This is a genomic window from Vibrio sp. TBV020 (assembly GCF_046056895.1).
In the GTDB taxonomy this organism is placed as follows: domain Bacteria; phylum Pseudomonadota; class Gammaproteobacteria; order Enterobacterales; family Vibrionaceae; genus Vibrio.
In genome coordinates this window covers 3,066,251-3,085,238 of record NZ_JBEEAQ010000003.1, presented here as the reverse complement: position 1 = coordinate 3,085,238, position 18,988 = coordinate 3,066,251, and the positions used below count along the sequence as shown (strand labels likewise).

The 18,988-nt window shown below is 44.5% G+C and carries 17 protein-coding genes and 1 pseudogene; 9 read left to right on the top strand and 9 right to left on the bottom strand.

Going from position 1 to position 18,988, the window contains the following annotated elements; genetic code table 11:
• Nucleotides 1-76 precede the first annotated feature (76 nt).
• A complete protein-coding gene (gene rluA, locus AAFX28_RS22125; RefSeq protein ID WP_408690679.1) occupies nt 77-814 on the top strand; it encodes a bifunctional tRNA pseudouridine(32) synthase/23S rRNA pseudouridine(746) synthase RluA in 738 nt (245 codons plus the stop codon).
• A 37-nt stretch (nt 815-851) separates the two neighbouring features.
• Nucleotides 852-1,814, top strand: a complete 963-nt coding sequence (locus AAFX28_RS22120; RefSeq protein WP_408690927.1) for a D-2-hydroxyacid dehydrogenase — start codon at nt 852-854, stop codon at nt 1,812-1,814.
• 29 nt (nt 1,815-1,843) lie between these two features.
• Here the strand turns inward: AAFX28_RS22120 and AAFX28_RS22115 are convergent, their stop codons facing one another.
• From AAFX28_RS22115 to pepA, 4 genes are all read right to left on the bottom strand, one after another.
• Complete coding sequence (locus AAFX28_RS22115) at nt 1,844-2,575, bottom strand: substrate-binding periplasmic protein (RefSeq protein WP_408690678.1); 732 nt, start codon at nt 2,573-2,575, stop codon at nt 1,844-1,846.
• A 137-nt stretch (nt 2,576-2,712) separates the two neighbouring features.
• Nucleotides 2,713-5,586, bottom strand: coding sequence for a valine--tRNA ligase (locus AAFX28_RS22110; RefSeq protein WP_408690677.1), 2,874 nt, complete (start codon nt 5,584-5,586; stop codon nt 2,713-2,715).
• Nucleotides 5,587-5,697: 111 nt separating this feature from the next.
• Nucleotides 5,698-6,147 (bottom strand): DNA polymerase III subunit chi, encoded by a 450-nt coding sequence (locus AAFX28_RS22105; RefSeq protein ID WP_408690676.1) that lies wholly within the window; start codon nt 6,145-6,147, stop codon nt 5,698-5,700.
• 69 nt (nt 6,148-6,216) lie between these two features.
• Nucleotides 6,217-7,725 carry a leucyl aminopeptidase gene (gene pepA / locus AAFX28_RS22100; RefSeq protein WP_408690675.1) on the bottom strand — a complete coding sequence of 503 codons (1,509 nt, stop codon included), beginning with the start codon at nt 7,723-7,725 and terminating at the stop codon, nt 6,217-6,219.
• Between the two features lie 191 nt (nt 7,726-7,916).
• On the opposite strand from pepA, the gene lptF reads away from it, so the two are divergent.
• The gene (gene lptF / locus AAFX28_RS22095; RefSeq protein WP_408690674.1) at nt 7,917-9,029 is read left to right on the top strand and encodes an LPS export ABC transporter permease LptF; all 1,113 of its coding nucleotides are present in this window, start codon (nt 7,917-7,919) and stop codon (nt 9,027-9,029) included.
• Between the two features lie 3 nt (nt 9,030-9,032).
• Nucleotides 9,033-10,103 carry an LPS export ABC transporter permease LptG gene (gene lptG, locus AAFX28_RS22090; RefSeq protein ID WP_408690673.1) on the top strand — a complete coding sequence of 357 codons (1,071 nt, stop codon included), beginning with the start codon at nt 9,033-9,035 and terminating at the stop codon, nt 10,101-10,103.
• Nucleotides 10,104-10,171: 68 nt separating this feature from the next.
• On the opposite strand, the gene mutS is transcribed toward lptG, so the two are convergent.
• A complete protein-coding gene (gene mutS / locus AAFX28_RS22085; RefSeq protein ID WP_408690926.1) occupies nt 10,172-12,709 on the bottom strand; it encodes a DNA mismatch repair protein MutS in 2,538 nt (845 codons plus the stop codon).
• A gap of 126 nt (nt 12,710-12,835) precedes the next feature.
• Between mutS and AAFX28_RS22080 the strand changes: the two genes are divergently transcribed.
• From AAFX28_RS22080 to AAFX28_RS22060, 5 genes and pseudogenes are all read left to right on the top strand, one after another.
• Nucleotides 12,836-13,327 (top strand): CinA family protein, encoded by a 492-nt coding sequence (locus tag AAFX28_RS22080; protein WP_408690672.1) that lies wholly within the window; start codon nt 12,836-12,838, stop codon nt 13,325-13,327.
• A gap of 192 nt (nt 13,328-13,519) precedes the next feature.
• Nucleotides 13,520-14,014 (top strand): annotated as a pseudogene (locus tag AAFX28_RS22075) (ATPase domain-containing protein); the annotation flags it as partial.
• A 200-nt stretch (nt 14,015-14,214) separates the two neighbouring features.
• Complete coding sequence (recA, locus tag AAFX28_RS22070; RefSeq protein WP_239945067.1) at nt 14,215-15,255, top strand: recombinase RecA; 1,041 nt, start codon at nt 14,215-14,217, stop codon at nt 15,253-15,255.
• Nucleotides 15,256-15,323: 68 nt separating this feature from the next.
• Nucleotides 15,324-15,776 carry a recombination regulator RecX gene (recX, locus tag AAFX28_RS22065; RefSeq protein WP_408690671.1) on the top strand — a complete coding sequence of 151 codons (453 nt, stop codon included), beginning with the start codon at nt 15,324-15,326 and terminating at the stop codon, nt 15,774-15,776.
• 97 nt (nt 15,777-15,873) lie between these two features.
• Nucleotides 15,874-16,248, top strand: a complete 375-nt coding sequence (locus AAFX28_RS22060) for a hypothetical protein (protein WP_408690670.1) — start codon at nt 15,874-15,876, stop codon at nt 16,246-16,248.
• Between the two features lie 126 nt (nt 16,249-16,374).
• Here the strand turns inward: AAFX28_RS22060 and AAFX28_RS22055 are convergent, their stop codons facing one another.
• From AAFX28_RS22055 to AAFX28_RS22040, 4 genes are all read right to left on the bottom strand, one after another.
• Nucleotides 16,375-17,097: a hypothetical protein gene (locus tag AAFX28_RS22055; RefSeq protein WP_408690669.1), complete on the bottom strand. Its 723-nt coding sequence runs from the start codon at nt 17,095-17,097 to the stop codon at nt 16,375-16,377.
• A gap of 77 nt (nt 17,098-17,174) precedes the next feature.
• Nucleotides 17,175-17,402, bottom strand: a complete 228-nt coding sequence (locus tag AAFX28_RS22050; protein WP_408690668.1) for a hypothetical protein — start codon at nt 17,400-17,402, stop codon at nt 17,175-17,177.
• Nucleotides 17,403-17,589: 187 nt separating this feature from the next.
• Entirely contained in the window at nt 17,590-18,222 is a 633-nt protein-coding gene (locus AAFX28_RS22045) for a hypothetical protein (RefSeq protein ID WP_408690667.1), read from the bottom strand.
• 82 nt (nt 18,223-18,304) lie between these two features.
• Entirely contained in the window at nt 18,305-18,889 is a 585-nt protein-coding gene (locus tag AAFX28_RS22040; protein WP_408690666.1) for a hypothetical protein, read from the bottom strand.
• Nucleotides 18,890-18,988 lie beyond the last annotated feature (99 nt).

Sequence of the window (18,988 nt, the reverse complement as noted above, 5' to 3'; positions counted from 1 at the left end):
GTTAGAGATTCCCGACTATACTCCTTCGTCGCTATCGGGAATGACGTTTTAGTTTCTATGGTAGAGAGAGCCTCTTATGGCAATGCTGGAATATAACCCGCCGACAGAACCATGGGTTGATATCGTATTTGAAGATCAGCACATCTTAGTGGCGAACAAGCCTTCTGGACTACTCTCTGTTCCAGGGCGTTTGGCTGAGCACTATGACAGTATGTGGTCACGTCTGGTCGAGAGCTATCCAGACATTCAAGTAGTACATCGGCTCGATATGGATACCTCTGGCTTAATGCTGTTTGCCAAGCATAAAGACGCTGAACGTTCTTTGAAAAAGCAATTTCAGTATCGCTTAACACACAAGGTTTACTATGCACGCGTGTGGGGGCACCTAGAGCAGCAAGAAGGGGAAGTCGATTTACCATTGATTGGTGACTGGCCAAATCGTCCTAAACAGAAAGTGTGTTTTGAAGATGGTAAGCCATCCCAGACTTTATATCAGGTGGTTAAGCAGGAAGAGAAAACCACTATTGTTCGTTTGCTACCTATTACTGGGCGCTCTCATCAGTTAAGAGTTCACATGCAGGCACTAGGGCACCCGATTGTTGGGGATGAGTTCTACTCTGAAGGTGAAGCGTTTGAGTTTTCTGATCGCCTTGAGCTGCATGCTGCTGAGCTGAGTTTCTATCACCCCGATAGTGAGCGACTGCAAAGTATCTTCGTTCCATGTGACTTCTATCTTGAAGCAGAAAGTGTAATCTTTAACTATTTCAATCCTGTGCGAGAATTACCCGATTACAAAAAGCTGCCTCGCCAATAGAAAGTACGGAGAACTTATGGCAGCACAAGGAGATCTTATGTCGCTGCCAACTGTTGTTTTTCTCGATCGTGCTACGATCCCAACACAAATTGAATTGCCACACCTTCCTTTCGATCATCAATGGATCGAGTACGACTTCACTTCACCTGAACAAGTAGTTGATCGCCTACAAGACGCACAAATCGTGATCACCAATAAAGTCGTTCTTGATCGAGCGGTTCTAGCTCAGTTACCACAAATCGAAATGATTGCGGTGGCGGCGACGGGCTTTAACAACATTGATGTTGAATCGTGCCGCGAGCAGGGAATCGCCGTTTCGAATGTTCAAGGCTACGCAACACAGTCAGTACCAGAGCACGTTGTCGCAATGATGTTTGCCTTGAAGCGTAACCTTAAGGGCTATCACAACGATATTGCTGCAGGAGAGTGGCAACGCAACAAACAATTCTGCTTCTTCACTCACCCTATTAGCGACACCGCTGGATCGACTCTGGGTGTGATTGGTAGTGGTGCATTAGGCCAAGCAACCGCCACTTTAGCTAAAGCGCTGGGTATGAATGTCTTGTTTGCAGATCGAAAAGGGGCGGCTAAGTGTCGAGATGGTTATGTTCCCTTTGAGCATGTATTAGCCGTTTCAGATGTATTAACGCTGCACTGCCCACTTAACAAAGATACTCATCACTTGATTGGCTGCGATGAGCTTGCTGCAATGAAAGCGAGTAGTATTGTTATCAATACAGGCCGAGGTGGTTTGATTGACGAAAAGGCGCTGGTGAATGCACTTAAAGGTGGTGTGATTGGTGGCGCAGGAGTGGATGTGTTTACTGACGAGCCAGCCGATGAAAGCAATGCGCTTATTGCGAATATGAATCTACCAAATTTATTGCTCACACCACACGTGGCTTGGGGAAGTGATTCCTCTATACAGAATCTCGCTACAATATTAATGGATAATATCGTAGCGTTCACTGAAGGAAGAAAGCAAAATCGGGTTGTCTAGGTCACTTGAGCACCAACGGTGAACAGCCCTCAATACTTTGACTCGCTCGCTTTTAATTGTTTGAGCCCTTGGTTGAAAATTTCCATTAGCTCTTGTGCTTGCGGGTGAGCTTTAGAGAACATTAAAAAGCTGTCATTAGACAAGAACGGTTTTGGATGAAAGGTGATCTGTGACTGTGTTTCTATCGGTAGCTTATTGAGTGAGAACATCCCAATGTGCTTTTCTTCCGGTACGAGTTCAACACGACGATATCGGAGTAATTGAAACGCTTTAAGTGGATCTTCTACACGGTTCATTTCAATTTCCCCGTTTTCAAGTAGAGCGTCGAGTTGTGCACCGTAACTGTAGCCTAAACCGCCACCTAGTAGCTTACCTTTGAGATCATCCAGATTAGTCCATTCAAATGGTGTATCTCGTAGATGAAAAAAGACGAACTGTTCTTGGGCAACGGGATCACTGAACCAGAAGAACTCTTGACGCTCTTCGGCATACATCCACACGGCTGTGGCAACGAACTTTCCTTCACTGGCTTTTTTATAGGCACGTTTCCACGGAAAGAAATGAAACTCGACTTGATAGCCTTGTGCGGAAAACACCTTTTCGATGGTTTGCCCGACATGGCCAAACCCTTCGAGTTGCTGCCCAATAAATGGCGGCCATTCACCCGCAGCAATTCTAACGACTTTGTCGTCGGAGGAGGCAAAGCTGTTGAGTGAGGCAAAAAGAAACAGCGTAGTCAGTGTATTAATGTACTTGTTCATAATCCTTTGTCTTTTCTATCCTTAAATTAACCCTAGAAGATAGTTACGGCAGAGCACAAGCTTATAGATACAAAAAAGGCTGGTCATCTTGACCAGCCTTTATTTTATCTTGTTATGCTTTTATAAAACAATTCGACTTATAGCGCAGCAATTGTTGCTTTCTGTTCTTCAAGCTTCGTTAGTGTCTCTTGGTAGCCTACTAGCTTCTCACGCTCTTTAGCGATAACCGCTTCAGGTGCTTTAGCAACGAAACCTTCGTTACCTAGCTTGCCTTCGATACGCTTGATTTCGCCGTGCGTTTTCTGCACTTCTTTATCAAGACGAGCAAGTTCTGCATCTTTATCGATAAGACCTGCCATTGGGATCATCAGCTCAGATTGACCAACTAGCTTAGTCGCACATGCTGGAGTTTCAGCGTTATCTGCAAGAACAGTTAGGCTATCTAGCTTAGCAAGAGAGTTCAGAACTACCTTGTTCGCTTCGATACGCGCCGCGTCTTTCTCGTTAGCAACTTTGATCATTACTTCTAGACCTTTGCTAGGTGCAATGTCGTACTCTGCACGTAGGTTACGGATAGCAGTAATGAAAGTCTTAACCCATTCGATGTCTTCTACGATCTCAGCGTTGAAGCTTTCTTCGTTAAACTGAGGAAGCGCTTGAAGCATGATAGTTTCGCCCTCAACACCGTCTACTAGTGGCTTAACGCTCTGCCAGATAGATTCAGTGATGTAAGGAAGCACTGGGTGAGCAAGACGTAACGTCTTCTCTAGAACAGTGATCAGCATGTAGCGAGTTGCTTGCTGCTGAGCTTCTGTACCTTTCCAAAGAACAGGTTTCGTTAGCTCTAGGTACCAGTCACAGAATTGGTTCCAGATGAATTCGTAAAGCGTGTTCGCAGCCATATCTAGACGGAAGTTGTCTAGGTGAGCGTTAAACTCTTTCGCTGCTAGTTCAAACTGAGATTCAATCCACTTATCCGCTAGAGAGAATTCCATGTTTGCACGTTCTTCAGCTGATAGTGACATGCCACAATCGTGCTCTTCTGTATTCATCAGTACGTAACGGCTTGCGTTCCATAACTTGTTACAGAAGTTACGGTAACCTTCAAGACGCTTCATGTCCCAGTTGATGTCACGGCCAGTAGAAGCCATAGCAGCAAGAGTGAAACGCAGTGCGTCAGTACCGTATGGTTCGATACCGTTTTCGAACGTCTTACGAGTGTTCTTCTCGATCTTCTTCGCTAGCTGAGGTTGCATCATATTGCCACAACGCTTCTCTACTAGAGACTCAAGATCGATACCATCGATCATGTCGATAGGGTCAAGAACGTTACCTTTAGACTTAGACATCTTGTCGCCGTTTTCGTCACGGATAAGGCCCGTTACGTAAACTGTCTTAAATGGCACTTGCGCTTTACCATTTTCATCTTTGTTGAAGTGCATGGTCATCATGATCATACGTGCAACCCAGAAGAAGATGATGTCGAAGCCCGTTACTAGAACGTCTGAAGGGTGGAATGTCTTCAGGTCTTCAGTCTGCTCAGGCCAGCCTTGAGTCCCGAAAGTCCATAGCGCAGAAGAGAACCATGTATCTAGTACGTCGTCGTCTTGGCGAAGAACCACCACGGGTGCAAGGTTGTTGTTTGCACGTACTTCTTCTTCAGTACGACCTACATAAACATTGCCATCGTTGTCATACCATGCAGGGATACGGTGACCCCACCAAAGCTGACGAGAGATACACCAGTCTTGAATGTCACGCATCCAAGAGAAGTACATGTTTTCGTACTGTTTAGGAACGAATTGGATTTCACCATCTTCAACTGCTTTAACTGCAGGCTCAGCAAGAGGTGCAGCGCGCACGTACCATTGGTCAGTTAGCATTGGTTCGATAACCACACCACCACGGTCGCCGTAAGGAACAGTTAGGTCGTGATCTTTGATTTCATCAAGAAGACCTAGTTCTTCAAACTCAGCAACGATCGCTTTACGTGCAGCAAAACGCTCCATGCCGTGGTATTTAGCAGGTAGCTCAGTTGAGTAAACATCGCTAGCTTCACCGTTAGTAGTGAAGACTTCAGCCGCATCACGGATGTCTGCGTTGAAAGTTAGGATGTTGATCATTGGTAGGTTGTTACGCTTACCAACTTCGTAGTCATTGAAATCGTGCGCAGGAGTGATCTTCACACAACCTGTGCCTTTTTCCATATCTGCGTGCTCATCGCCTACGATAGGGATTAGACGGTTAACGATAGGAAGCAGGATCTCTTTACCGATAAGATCTTTGTAACGTGGATCTTCTGGGTTTACAGCAACACCAGTATCACCCAGCATTGTCTCTGGACGAGTTGTCGCAACAACAATGTAGTCTTTACCTTCAGCTGTCTTTACGCCGTTTGCTAGCGGGTAGCGGAAGTGCCACATGTGGCCTTTTTTGTCTTTGTTTTCAACTTCAAGATCAGAAATTGCAGTGTGCAGTTTTGGATCCCAGTTTACTAGGCGCTTACCACGGTAGATTAGGTCTTCTTCGTATAGACGAACAAACACTTCTTGAACAGCGTTAGATAGGCCATCATCCATAGTGAAACGCTCACGGTCCCAGTCTACAGAAGCGCCTAGGCGACGAAGCTGCTTAGTGATTGTGCCACCAGATTCGTTTTTCCATTCCCAGATTTTGTCGATGAAAGCATCACGACCGTAATCGTGTTTAGTTTTGCCTTCTTCTGCAGCGATCTTACGCTCAACAACCATCTGAGTTGCGATACCAGCGTGGTCAGTACCTACTTGCCAAAGAGTGTTTTTACCCTTCATACGCTCAGCACGGATCAGAGTATCCATGATCGTATCTTGGAACGCGTGGCCCATGTGTAGGCTACCAGTGACGTTCGGTGGCGGGATCATGATGCTGTAAGCTTCTTTAGTCGTGTCACCGTGTGGCTTGAAGTAGCCTTTCTCTTCCCAAGCTTGGTATAAAGCTTGTTCGATTGAAGTTGGGTTGTATGTCTTTTCCATAGTACTCATTTACTGGATACGTTGATGGTAATCGTAGTCAATCATTATAAGTGAACTCTCTAAGTGGAGAGCTTAACTATAAGGATTGACCGGTTGCATATTTTGTTGCTGCTAGCTGTGCGCGATCTCGATCGTTTGTAGCTGGTAGCCCGCTTGGCGGTAGATTTTATATCTTTCTCGCGCCAGTTGCTTGGCTTTTTCTTCGCAAGGGACGAAGTCTACCACCTCAGCAAACTTGTTCGCAAAGGTTGTATCATTTTCCGCCAAATTTATTACCAACTGCCTATTCCAAGAAGGTCGCACTCCTTGGTAGCCAATCTCAATGTTGGTTGCATATTTCGGCCCTTCGCCAACTAGATTATGAGCGATAAATTCTTTGGCATCGACTTGCCAGAATAATTCAGCAATTTGTTCGGCATGAGCTTTGTCATGACAGTTGAGGTAAACCTTAGCGTTTTGCTTGGCAAAGTGCTTAGCAAGAAACAGCACATACTCACCAAACCCTTCAGCATTCGCTTGAGGAGAATCGGGAGTGATGATGTAAAACGTTGCGTTTGCCATGCTTGTCTCAGTCTACTTAATCGAGAGATACAAAAAAGGGCCTTGCGGCCCTTTTTAAGATTGTGAGGATTATTCCTCTGTCTCTTGGCCACTGCGGTTAAGCAGGAATTGGACAAGCATTGAGACTGGACGGCCTGTAGAGCCTTTCGCTGCACCTGACTTCCACGCAGTGCCTGCGATGTCGATGTGCGCCCAGTGGTATTTCTTAGCAAATTTCGATAGGAAACAACCCGCAGTGATTGTGCCACCTGGGCGACCACCAATGTTTGCCATATCAGCAAATGGGCTCTTTAGCTGCTCGTGGTATTCGTCAGCCATTGGTAGACGCCATGCACGGTCACTTGCTTGCTCAGATGCATTCACTAGCTCATGAGATAGTGGGTTGTGGTTCGAAATAACACCGCTGATGTGGTGGCCTAGTGCGATAACACAAGCACCTGTTAGCGTTGCTACGTCAACAACACACTCTGGCTCAAAACGCTCAACATAAGTCAGTGCATCACAAAGAACAAGACGACCTTCAGCATCTGTGTTTAACACTTCAACTGTTTGACCAGACATTGTTGTTAGGATGTCACCTGGGCGGTAAGCATTGCTACCTGGCATGTTTTCACAACCAGCAAGAACAGCAACAACGTTGATTGGTAGGTTCAGTTTAGCTAGCGCTTTCATTGTACCGAATACAGATGCTGCACCACACATGTCGTACTTCATCTCATCCATGCCTTCGCCTGGCTTAAGTGAAATACCGCCTGAATCGAAGGTTAGACCTTTACCTACAAGTACAATTGGTTTCGCTTCTGGATCAGGGTTACCCTTGTATTCCATGATAGACATCATAGATTCGTTCTTAGAACCACGGCCTACCGCTAGGTATGAAGTCATACCCAGTTTTTCCATCTCTTGCTCACCAATGATTTTCGTCGTTACTGTCTCGTAGTCGTCAGCTAGGCGGCGAGCTTGAGAAGCAAGGTAAGCAGGGTTTGCGATGTTTGGCGGCATATTGCCAAGGTCTTTCGACGCTTTTACACCAGAAGAGATTGCTAGACCGTGTGCGATTGCTTTCTCACCTAGGTTTAGCTCACGACGCGTTGGTACGTTGAATACCAGCTTACGTAGTGGGCGACGCGTTTCAGGTTTTTGACTCTTGAATTGGTCAAATGTGTAAAGACCATCTTTAGTCGCTTCAACCGCTTGACGCACTTTCCAGTATGTATCACGGCCCTTAACGTGTAGTTCAGTTAAGAAACATACCGCTTCCATAGAACCTGTTTCGTTAAGTGTGTTGATGGTTTTTTGAATAATTTCTTTGTACTGGCGCTCGCCTAGTTCACGTTCTTTACCACAACCTACTAGTAGAACGCGCTCTGATAGTACACCTGGTACTTGATGAAGCAGTAGCATCTGCCCCGGTTTACCTTCCAGATCACCGCGGCGCAGCAGTGAGCTGATGTATCCATCACTGATTTTATCTAGCTGCTCGGCAACTGGAGAAAGGCGACGTGGCTCGAACACGCCTACGACGATACATGCGCTGCGCTGTTTCTCTGGACTGCCACTTTTTACACTGAACTCCATGCGTACTCCTACATCCTGAAGACAAATAGAACTAAATGTTAGATAATGACGTCTTACTTGTTGATTCCTTACTCGGAACTATCTTTAAATAAGCGTATTAACAGTTAGCCAAAAAATTTAAAAATAAAAGGTTCAACGGGAAATTATAGTGATTCAATTAAAAAAACAAGTTTTGTATAGGTAATTTCAGCGTGATTATTGTTAGATATTTGATCCGCGAGACACTGAAGAGTCAATTAGCGATATTTTTTATCCTTTTTTTAGTGTTCCTCAGCCAAAAATTGATCAAAGTACTGGCTGATGCCTCAGATGGTGATATCCCTGCAAGTTTGGTCATGCACTACGTCGCATTGAGCATGCCATCGATGGGTCTTTTAATGCTGCCATTGAGCCTTTTCTTAGGGATTTTGCTGACATTTGGTCGTTTATACGCGGAAAGTGAGATCACAGTAATGAATGCCACAGGGATTGGTAATAAATTCCTGATCCGTGCAGCATTGTATTTGGCCGTGATCACTGGCTTGTTTGCTGGATTTAACTCGTTCTACTTCGCACCATACAGCCAAGATAAGCTGGTGCAATTGCAAGAAGAAGTGGAAGCAGAGAACACGGTTGACCTTCTTAAGAAAGGGCATTTCCAAGGAACCCCTGATGGTTCATCGGTGGTTTTCATTGATGATATCGACGGCAAACAGCTAAAACATGTGTTTGTAGCACAGATGCGCCCACGAGATTCAATTTTGCCGAGTGTCTCTTTTTCTCAATCTGGTGAAGTCAAAGAGCTAAGTGATGGTCGACAGGTGATCCGTATGTACGATGGCACCCGCTATGAAGGTGTGCCAACACGTGTGGATTACATGGTGACGGACTTTGACCAATACGAAGGCCTTATCGGTCAGCGTGATGTGAAACGTAAAGGACGTGATTGGGAAGCGATTCCTACCTTAGATCTTGTTAGTAACCCAGACCCTAGAGCTCAGGCTGAACTCCAATGGCGTATCTCGTTGGTTGTCTGTACCCCGTTATTGACCATGTTGGTTGTGCCGTTGTCAGCGGTTAACCCTCGTCAAGGTCGCTTCGCTAAAATGGGACCAGCGATTTTGATCTACTTAGCTTATTTCTTATCGATCAGTGCCACTAAGTCGGCGCTGGAAGATGGTTCAATACCAACGATGGTGGGTATGTGGCCAATTAACGCCGCACTGTTGCTGACCGCAATCGGTATTAACTCGATGGACAGCATTCCTGTTCGCCGCTTTAAAGACAAACTAAGACAGAAAAAACAGAATAAGAAGGCAGCGTAAGTCGTGTTTAAAATTCTCGATCTTTATATCGGCAAAACCATCATTGCCACAACATCGCTGGTGCTCGCTACGTTTGTAGGTCTGTCTGCGATTATCAAATACGTGGAGCAGCTACGTAAAGTAGGGCAAGGAACTTACGACTTGCTGCAAGCCTTGTTCTACGTATTACTGAGTATTCCTCGTGATATTGAAATGTTCTTCCCGATGGCGGCTCTTTTAGGTGCTCTGATTGGTCTTGGTATGCTCGCGTCTAGCTCTGAGCTTGTTGTTATGCAGGCCGCAGGTTTCTCGAAGCTAGACATCGGTCTATCAGTACTTAAGACAGCAGTGCCACTTATGATTATGGTGACACTTTTGGGCCAATGGGGTGCGCCACAGGCACAAAAAGCAGCCCGTGACTTACGAGCGTTTTCAACTTCAGGCGGTGCTATTTTATCGGTACGAACCGGGGTTTGGGCACGCGACGCCAACGATTTTATTTTTATCGGTAAAGTGGAAGACGAAACGATTTATGGCATGAACATGTGGCGTTTTGATGAAAACAAACAGCTAGAGACAGTCGTTCATGCCAAGAAAGTTGATTACGTGTCAGACAACACTTGGATGATGAAAGATGTTCAAGTGACAGAAATGGTTGATGAGGTTGAGATCTCTAAACAGAGCCTGCCTGAATACAGTTGGACGACATCTTTGGCGCCGGACAAGTTGGCCGTTGTAACGGTTAAGCCTGAAGAGCTGTCTCTAGGTGGGTTATACGATTACGTCACCTACCTTAAGGCTTCTGAGCAAGACCCATCCCGCTATGAACTCGCCTTTTGGCGTAAAGTAACGCAGCCATTTTCTATCGCAGTAATGATGTTGATGGCATTATCGTTCATCTTCGGTCCACTGCGTAGTGTGACTATGGGTGCACGTATTCTTTCTGGTGTGATAGCTGGCTTTACTTTCTACATTTCGAGTGAGTTCTTTGGTCCGCTAAGCTTGGTTTATAATATTCCACCAGTATTTGGGGCAGTGATGCCAAGCGTTGTGTTCCTCTCTATTGCTTTGATGCTCTTGAGAAGAAAGCTCTAGCGAAGAAAAAGACGATAAATAAAAGCGGCAACCTCATATGGTTGCCGTTTTTGTTTCAACTGAATCAGTTAGAGTAGTTTTTTCAAGCGATAAAGCTCTTCAAGTGCCTGACGAGGAGTAAGGTCATCTGGATCAATATTCGCTAACGCTTCTTCGACTTCACTTGGTTCAGGAATCAAACTTAGCTGGTTAGCAATATCTACCGCACTGCTTGGTGCTGATGACGCTTCGCTTTGGCCAATTTGCTCAAGTTGGGTCAGTTTGGCGCGTGCATTCTTAATTACACTCTTTGGTACGCCAGCTAAACCTGCTACTGCAAGGCCATAAGATTTGCTCGCGGCCCCCTCTTGAACTGCATGCATAAAGGCAATGCTGTCACCGTGTTCGACTGCATCTAAATGAACATTGGCTAAGTGAGGGATCTGATTTGGTAGCTCCGTGAGTTCAAAGTAGTGCGTAGCAAATAGTGTCATTGAACCCAGTTCTTTGGCTAGCCACTCTGCACTTGCCCACGCTAAAGAGAGGCCGTCGTAGGTACTGGTACCACGACCTATTTCGTCCATTAACACTAAGCTGTTGGCTGTCGCGTTGTGTAAGATATTCGCAGTTTCAGTCATCTCAACCATGAAGGTTGAACGCCCAGATGCAAGGTCGTCCGATGCGCCAATGCGAGTAAAGATACGATCGACAGAGCCAATGTTTGCAGATTCTGCCGGCACGTAAGAACCGATATGAGCCATCAATGCAATCAGCGCAGTTTGGCGCATATAAGTCGATTTACCACCCATATTTGGACCAGTAATAATCAGCATCTTACGCTGCGGATTAAGATCAATCGGGTTAGCGATAAACGGCTCATCCATCACTTGCTCAACCACAGGGTGGCGACCCGCTTGAATATGAATACCTGGCTCTTTAGTTAAATTAGGGCGGCAGTAATCAAGGCTATCTGCGCGTTCAGCTAGGTTCTGTAGTACATCGATTTGTGATACCGCAGACGCTAAATTCTGTAACTGTTCAAGGTGAGGTAGAAGTAAGTCAAATAACTCTTCCCACAGCTGTTTTTCTAGCGCGAGTGCTTTTGACTTAGAGTTGAGTACTTTATCTTCATGCTCTTTGAGCTCAGGAATGATGTAACGCTCGGCATTCTTTAGGGTCTGACGGCGTACATAATGAGGTGGTACCAAATGGCTTTGACCACGACTGACTTGGATGAAGAAACCATGGACATTGTTATAGCCCACTTTGAGCGTATCGATGCCGTGACGTTCACGTTCATCCTGCTCCATCTGCTCTAAGTATTCAGTGGCACCATCAGCCAGTTTGCGCCACTCATCCAATTCAGCGTTATAACCTTCTGCAATTACACCGCCATCTCGGATAACTACTGGTGGGTTTTCTTTGATTGCGCGTTCTAGGAGTTCACAAACCTCATCCATAGGCGCTGCATATTGTGCCAGCTTAGCTAAGTATGAATGATTGAGTGACCCCATTAGTTGAGACAGTTCTGGCAGTTGCTGCATTGCAAAGCGTAGTCGAGCCATATCTCGAGGGCGCGCACTGCGCAGAGCAAGGCGTGCCAGAATACGCTCAATATCACCAATTTGCTTTAGAACAGGATGTAAGTCGCCAAATAAAGCTTCGTCTTTAAGCTCTGAAATGGCATCAAGACGATGGTTCAAAGTATCGATGTCTCGCATTGGCTGATGTAGCCAACGTTTTAACATACGGCTACCCATTGCTGTCGCAGTATGATCGAGGACTTCAGCAAGTGTGTTATCAGTGCCGCCAGCAAGGTTTTGCGTGATCTCTAAGTTACGGCGAGTTGCCGCATCGAGGATGACTGAATGATCTTGGCGATCAAAAGTCAGAGAGCGAATATGTGGCAAAGCTGTACGTTGTGTATCTTTTACGTACTGGATCAAACAGCCAGCAGCACACAAACCAAGCGTCGCTTTTTCAACGCCAAAGCCAACTAAGTCACGAGTACCGAACTGTTGGTTGAGTTGTTGTTTGGCTGTATCGAGCTCAAACTCCCACACAGGGCGACGACGGTTACCATTGCGTGAAGACATAAGGTGTACCGGCTCAAAGTCTTCAGGGAAGAGTAGCTCGCGTGGGGAAGTTCGCTGTAGCTCTGCTGCCATCGCCTCTTCAGTTTCTGGCTCCATAAGCTGGAAACGCCCAGAGGTAACATCTAGGGTCGCGTAGCCAAATTTACCGTTATGGTAGTAAATTGCTGCAATCAGGTTATCTAAACGCTCTGATAAAAGAGCTTCGTCGGTAACCGTACCTGGTGTCACAATACGTACGACAGCGCGCTCAACAGGCCCCTTGCTTGTTGCAGGATCGCCGATTTGCTCACAGATCGCGACAGACTCACCAAGCTGAACTAGTTTCGCTAAGTAACCTTCAACAGCATGAAAAGGTACGCCGGCCATAGGGATTGGTTCACCTGCTGACGCGCCGCGTTTGGTCAGTGAAATATCGAGTAATTGAGAGGCGCGCTTGGCATCATCATAGAAAAGTTCATAGAAATCTCCCATGCGATAGAACAACATGATGTCGGGGTTCTCAGCTTTGAGCTTGAGGTACTGCTGCATCATGGGAGTATGTTTTTGCTTTTCTTTCTCAGGTAACGCTTTCACAGGCAAAATCTTTCGTTTATTTCTATTGCGGCTTAGGATACGTGAATAGCCAGTGAGCGAAAAGATGCAAAAGGGGATTTGAATATGGAATCAAAGCAAAATCAGGCAAAGCAACTAGGAAAATTCCTCGAGCAATATGAATTAGTGATGACCACTGCTGAATCTTGTACTGGTGGTGGCGTAGCTGCGGCCATTACCGACATCGCTGGTAGCTCAGCATGGTTTGACCGTGCTTTCATTACCTATAGCAATGAAGCAAAGATGGAAATGCTTGATGTAGAAGCAGCCACACTTGATCAACACGGTGCGGTGAGTGAGCAAACAGTGATTGAGATGGTTCAAGGAGCTCTGAGAAACTCTAGAGCGTCTATTGGTGTCTCTATCAGTGGTATTGCTGGCCCTGGAGGAGGAAGCGAATTAAAACCTGTTGGTACAGTTTGCTTTGCTTGGGCGGATAAAAAAGGCTGGCAAAAAGTGTCAACCCACTGTTTTTCTGGGGATAGGGCAGAGGTGAGAGAGAAGGCGGTGGAATGTGCGCTAAAAGTACTGTGTGAAGAACTGTCCAGTCGTGCTTGAAAATAGCCTGTTGAATTTTAAATGTTGAAAAATCAGATGGATATCATTAAAAAACAAAAAAAAACCATACAGCTATAGACACTGTATGAATCAACAGTATAATGACTTTCATTGATTGTTCAGAGAAAAAGACTGAACAGAAGAGTTTAGATTGATAATCATCAGCACACGATGAATCATTTGGAGAAAGTGATGGACGAGAACAAACAGAAAGCGCTCGCCGCTGCGCTAGGTCAGATTGAAAAGCAATTCGGTAAAGGCTCAATCATGCGCCTTGGTGATAACCGCGCAATGGATGTAGAAACAATCTCTACAGGTTCACTTTCTCTTGATATCGCACTAGGTGCTGGTGGTCTACCTATGGGTCGTATCGTAGAAATCTACGGTCCAGAATCATCAGGTAAAACAACGCTTACCCTTGAATGTATTGCAGCTGCGCAAAAACAAGGTAAAACGTGTGCATTTATCGATGCTGAGCACGCTCTTGATCCTGTTTACGCGAAGAAGCTAGGTGTAGACATTGATGCGTTGCTTGTTTCTCAGCCTGATACAGGTGAGCAAGCTCTAGAAATCTGTGACGCGCTAGCACGTTCAGGTGCCATCGACGTAATGGTAGTTGACTCGGTAGCGGCACTAACTCCTAAAGCTGAAATCGAAGGCGAAATGGGTGACAGCCACATGGGTCTTCATTTTATCGGAGAGAAATTAGCAGCTTAAGTATAAGGTAGAAATATAGATTAAAGGTTAGAAGTTCAAAGACTTCTTTTTAAACCTATTTATTAAGTAGAAATTAGAACATTTGAATGTTTATTCACTTTAGATTTGATTAGAAGACTAAAATGAATATGCATTGAGACATAAAAGAACAGATTAATTTTGAGGCAGAAATGGACGAGAACAAACAGAAAGCGCTTGCCGCAGCATTAGGGCAGATCGAAAAGCAATTTGGTAAAGGCTCTATCATGAAGCTTGGTGACAACCGAGCTATGGATGTTGAAACCGTATCAACCGGTTCATTATCTCTGGATATTGCACTTGGTGCTGGTGGTCTACCAATGGGACGCATTGTTGAAATCTTTGGTCCTGAGTCGTCTGGTAAGACTACGTTAACTCTTGAATGTATTGCTGCTGCTCAAAAGAATGGTAAGACTTGTGCTTTCATCGATGCCGAGCATGCTCTTGACCCTATCTATGCACGAAAGTTAGGGGTGAATATTGATGAGCTTTTAGTATCTCAGCCTGATACTGGTGAGCAAGCGTTGGAGATTTGTGATGCTCTAGCTCGCTCTGGTGCTGTTGATGTGATTGTTGTTGACTCTGTAGCAGCTTTGACTCCAAAGGCGGAGATTGAAGGTGAAATGGGCGACAGTCACATGGGGCTTCAAGCTCGCCTTCTGTCTCAGAGCATGAGAAAAATGACGGGTAATCTCAAAGCATCAAACTGTATGTGTATCTTCATCAACCAAATCCGTATGAAGATTGGCGTGATGTTTGGTAACCCAGAAACAACAACGGGTGGTAACGCACTTAAGTTCTACGCATCGGTTCGTCTTGATATTCGCCGTACTGGTTCAATCAAAGAAGGTGATGAAGTTGTCGGTAACGAAACTCGCATCAAGGTTGTGAAGAACAAGATCGCTGCACCATTTAAGCAAGCTGAAACACAAATTCTATATGGCCAAGGCTTCAACCGTGAAGGCGAGCTAATTGACCTAGGTGTTAAGCACAAGCTAATCGAAAAAGCGGGTGCATGGTACAGCTACAATGGCGATAAGATCGGTCAAGGTAAAGCGAACGCAGGTAAGTTCCTACGTGAAAACCCTGAAGCAGCACAAGCTATAGAAAGTAAACTACGTGAATTGCTATTGACTCCAGTAGCAGTTGAAGAGAATGAGTCAACAGAAATTCCATCTGAAGAAGAATTCTAAACACCTCCTTATATCGAAAGCCCTACTTTTTAAGTGGGGCTTTAACTTATCTACCTCATTTATGCTCTATGTACCGACAAAAGCTTTCTTCATTTTCTGCTAAGGATGCCGCCCTTCACTTACTAAGTCGCCGAGACCATGGAGTACATGAACTCCAGCAGAAATTAACTTTCAAAGGATATGAAAGTGAGGAAATAGAAGAAGTTATACGATTCTGTCTTGATCACAGATACTTAGACGACTTACGCTATGCTAGGAGCCAGATTCGTCAGCATGTCAATAAAGGTCACGGAGAACAACGAGTTAAACAAGAGCTATATCAAAAGCGAGTTTCAGAGTTGATTGTCACTCAAGCTATTGAGTGTGAACCTCAAGATTGGTTTGAGTTAGCTAGGCAAGCAGCAGAGAAGAAATTTAAAGGCCAAAAAGCGGCAGATAGAAAAGAGTACGCGAAACAAGTAAGGTTTATGCAGTATAGAGGTTACACCTTTGAGCAAATTAGCTACGCGTTAGACTTTTAAACTACAGGTGCTATTACACATATTGAGCAATTGAATGTATGTCAGGCCTTACAATAGCGAGTGGATTAAAACGAACTTGATATAAGGAAAACCGGTGATGCCACCACAAGATGCTTTTGAGCGATTGATTTCCCAAGAGCCGATGAATGCTGATTTTGAGGATTTAAAGCTGTTAGCCCTAGCTGTGTGGTACGAAGGGTTCACTCCCGATGTGGCGTCTGTTTCTGGATATGAAGCGCAGGTGACTTGCTATTTGTTGGAGCGGCTGATTAGATTCAATTGTGTTAGTGACAATCGCTATGTTGAGATAGAAGGTATCATAAAGCGAATAGAAAATGATTTAATCATTCACCGTACTAACGACCATCACATTTCCAAGCTTGCGAGAAAGTGGGGGCTTAACAGCGATATGAATGCACTCACAGGCAAACTCCTTCCCTACCAGACAAGGCATTATCGACAGGAGTCCTGATTACGGCTAGCTGAGTAGAATGAGCTAGGTCTTAAATTGAATGACGTCGACACTACTTAGGTGGAGATGAGAGACCGTCGAAGCGTATTTAATGCAGCTGTACCAACCTCTAATCTTAATCGGACTTTATGCAACCTCTCTTATATCTTCGTCAGAATCGTTCACCGAATTAGGCTGTTCTTCTGGGCCTTCGAGTTGCTGAATAGCTTCATATGCAACCAAATCAAAGTTTTGATAAGACGTTATCTCTGACGTCGGTATTAATATGACAAACTCACCAATGTGTACATTCTCTTCAAGAAAGTAGCTTTCGTAATTATTGGTGATGACTAGGTTTAGGTTATCTTTGTCGCGAAACCCGCTTCTAATCGGGATTATGCCTACATGTTCTAAGTTCCCGTGAAGTACATTATTACCGCCGACACAGAATCCAATGTAAACCTTTCTTGAGGAGAGTGTTATACACACTACTTGTGAGTCCTCATCGTCGTTTACGAAAGACAATGTGGCTTTTGTTATAAATGACTCTAGTGGGTTTTCTCTTACAACATGCTGCAGCATGTTAAGCTTACGAACTCGGTCCACATTATATTTTCTCGACTTAATCCAAGCCACAGCATAGGAAAAAAATACTGTGAAAGCAGCCCAGACCAAGAGCTTAAGATCGCTATGAGAAAAGGGGATTTGTATAAAGTCTGGTCTATACATTAATCCAGTGGTTTTCTTTAAAACGTCGCCAATAACGTCGGAGAAATCAATCAGTACACATATAAGAGCAGAGCCGATCGATAGCTCAAATCCTCGACGAGCAACCTGAAAATATAGGTCCCATCCATCTGATTTTGCCATCTTATATCGTGAGGGAAGATGTTTGCTCGAATAAATATAGCCTGACGTAAGGATTACGATTAGTAGTACAGCGAACATTAAGCCTCAACGTACTTTTTTATTGAATCAGCCGCCGCCTTTGCTTGAAGAGCTCTTCGCTGAATCTCTCTTTTTGAACGAATCTTTCTTAGCTGCTTCAAGAACTCATTTTTGAAATTCTCATCTTCAACGTTAACTGTCAAAACTCCGTTCCTTGAAACGTGGTACGCTTCACCAACTTCCTTATTGTAGTTCACTAGATCGGCATTTTTCTTTGCAGTAGTCATGTGAATATCCTCCAACTTCTAGTCAACGATACCATGCAAGTTTAGTTCAGAATATGCACTTGGTGTAAAATTGTTCACTTCGTCGCTTTAGATTGGAGTTCTGATTGCATAACAAACGACGTATAAGGCTTAAGGTACTTTTTCTATTCTGGACAGAAACGTGCTAGAGCTTTGGGACAGAAGCGACTTAGGGCTCTCGCTCGCTTGATAAAGACTCATTGTCAAAGTATGGGCCATGAGCCAGCATGCCACGTAGGACTTCTCGCTCAATGATAATCATCATGTTGTAACCTAGCAACATAGCCGCTTCTGTCCTCAACTCCTCACAAGCGAGTTGTGCGTTAAGGTTATTTGAACCTTTTAACCCCTCAAGATTTGAGAAATATATAGTAGCTGCTGAGAAAAAACGTTGATTGACGGGCATACCTAAATAGGACGCAACATCTTCCTGCGTACCGTTGTTGATGATAGAAAGTAAACCATCAATAACAGTTTGATTATCCATGTTCTTTTCTTGAGAAATTTCTGCCATGTACTTCAATGCTTTCTCACCACCCTTTAGGCTTCGATCTATAAACCAAGATATTTGGTTATGGTGATCAACCTGATTTTGTCGATATAATTGAAGACCTAAGAGCATAAACGTAAATAAAGAGAGAATTGGAGTATAAAGACCTCCAATAGCGCTGCCCATTTGACCCCAGTCATCATTGCTTTCCCAGATGCCAAAGCCAAAGGTATAAATATAAAAGGTAATGGGGCTAATCAATGCTCCCCAAAAAATCACAACAATAATTAGGTGTTGCCAATTGAGTTTCATTTAGTTTCTTCTAGTTTTCGGTCAGAGGTGTTGTTATTTATTGAGTCGACGTTTCGGGATAAAAGCAAACCTAGTTACATATTTAATTTTTACTAGCAAAAGCTAGCTCTTCATTAAGAAAAGCCGCTGTAGCTTCTAAAGCAGTGATATCGACGCATGTGTGGTTGTCTAGCTTTACTTCCTTGGGATGCTTAGGATAGAGGAATCCTCTATCAGGTTGCGGTATTGAATGATCTGCTTGGTAAGGGTATCGCTGATTCGTAAATACATTCGCATTTCTTGTTAGGTCATCACGTAAATTTCTTTTATAGCGAATCTGGTACTGATCGATTAGATAGAGGGCATCACGGGGGTGTTTACTGCTCAAACTCGAAAAGAGTTGTAATAAATCATGCCCTTTTTCATGCATAACACCCACACCTCTACCGCCGCTCCAGTATGTTTTGGTTCGTATACTCTTTAGGTAGCACTCTATTGATAGTGATAACAGCACAAAGTAGGGAGTGCCAGTTACTTTGCTTTTTTGTAAGGCCATTGCTGCATCATAGTAATCTTGGCCCTGAGAGCTAAACCCGAAGTCGACGATCTCATTAGTAGCAATAATGGAGCCGTTATCAAGCGCATCATTCCATTGTTTTTGAATTTTTGTCTGAGTCTTGTTTTTCATAGAGTCTTATGGATTTGTGATGCTGTATGGACAAAAGAGACCTAGTGTAATTCGAGCCCCGAAGCGAACCATATGAACGGTACCTAAATTAAGTACCGA

Coding starts and splice junctions, on each gene's coding strand:
- rluA (WP_408690679.1), top strand. CDS start 77: ATGGCAATGCTGGAATATAACCCGCCGACAGAACCATGGGTTGATATC.
- AAFX28_RS22120 (WP_408690927.1), top strand. CDS start 852: ATGTCGCTGCCAACTGTTGTTTTTCTCGATCGTGCTACGATCCCAACA.
- AAFX28_RS22115 (WP_408690678.1), bottom strand. CDS start 2,575: ATGAACAAGTACATTAATACACTGACTACGCTGTTTCTTTTTGCCTCA.
- AAFX28_RS22110 (WP_408690677.1), bottom strand. CDS start 5,586: ATGGAAAAGACATACAACCCAACTTCAATCGAACAAGCTTTATACCAA.
- AAFX28_RS22105 (WP_408690676.1), bottom strand. CDS start 6,147: ATGGCAAACGCAACGTTTTACATCATCACTCCCGATTCTCCTCAAGCG.
- pepA (WP_408690675.1), bottom strand. CDS start 7,725: ATGGAGTTCAGTGTAAAAAGTGGCAGTCCAGAGAAACAGCGCAGCGCA.
- mutS (WP_408690926.1), bottom strand. CDS start 12,709: ATGATGCAGCAGTACCTCAAGCTCAAAGCTGAGAACCCCGACATCATG.
- AAFX28_RS22080 (WP_408690672.1), top strand. CDS start 12,836: ATGGAATCAAAGCAAAATCAGGCAAAGCAACTAGGAAAATTCCTCGAG.
- recA (WP_239945067.1), top strand. CDS start 14,215: ATGGACGAGAACAAACAGAAAGCGCTTGCCGCAGCATTAGGGCAGATC.
- recX (WP_408690671.1), top strand. CDS start 15,324: ATGTACCGACAAAAGCTTTCTTCATTTTCTGCTAAGGATGCCGCCCTT.
- AAFX28_RS22060 (WP_408690670.1), top strand. CDS start 15,874: ATGCCACCACAAGATGCTTTTGAGCGATTGATTTCCCAAGAGCCGATG.
- AAFX28_RS22055 (WP_408690669.1), bottom strand. CDS start 17,097: ATGGCAAAATCAGATGGATGGGACCTATATTTTCAGGTTGCTCGTCGA.
- AAFX28_RS22050 (WP_408690668.1), bottom strand. CDS start 17,402: ATGACTACTGCAAAGAAAAATGCCGATCTAGTGAACTACAATAAGGAA.
- AAFX28_RS22045 (WP_408690667.1), bottom strand. CDS start 18,222: ATGAAACTCAATTGGCAACACCTAATTATTGTTGTGATTTTTTGGGGA.
- AAFX28_RS22040 (WP_408690666.1), bottom strand. CDS start 18,889: ATGAAAAACAAGACTCAGACAAAAATTCAAAAACAATGGAATGATGCG.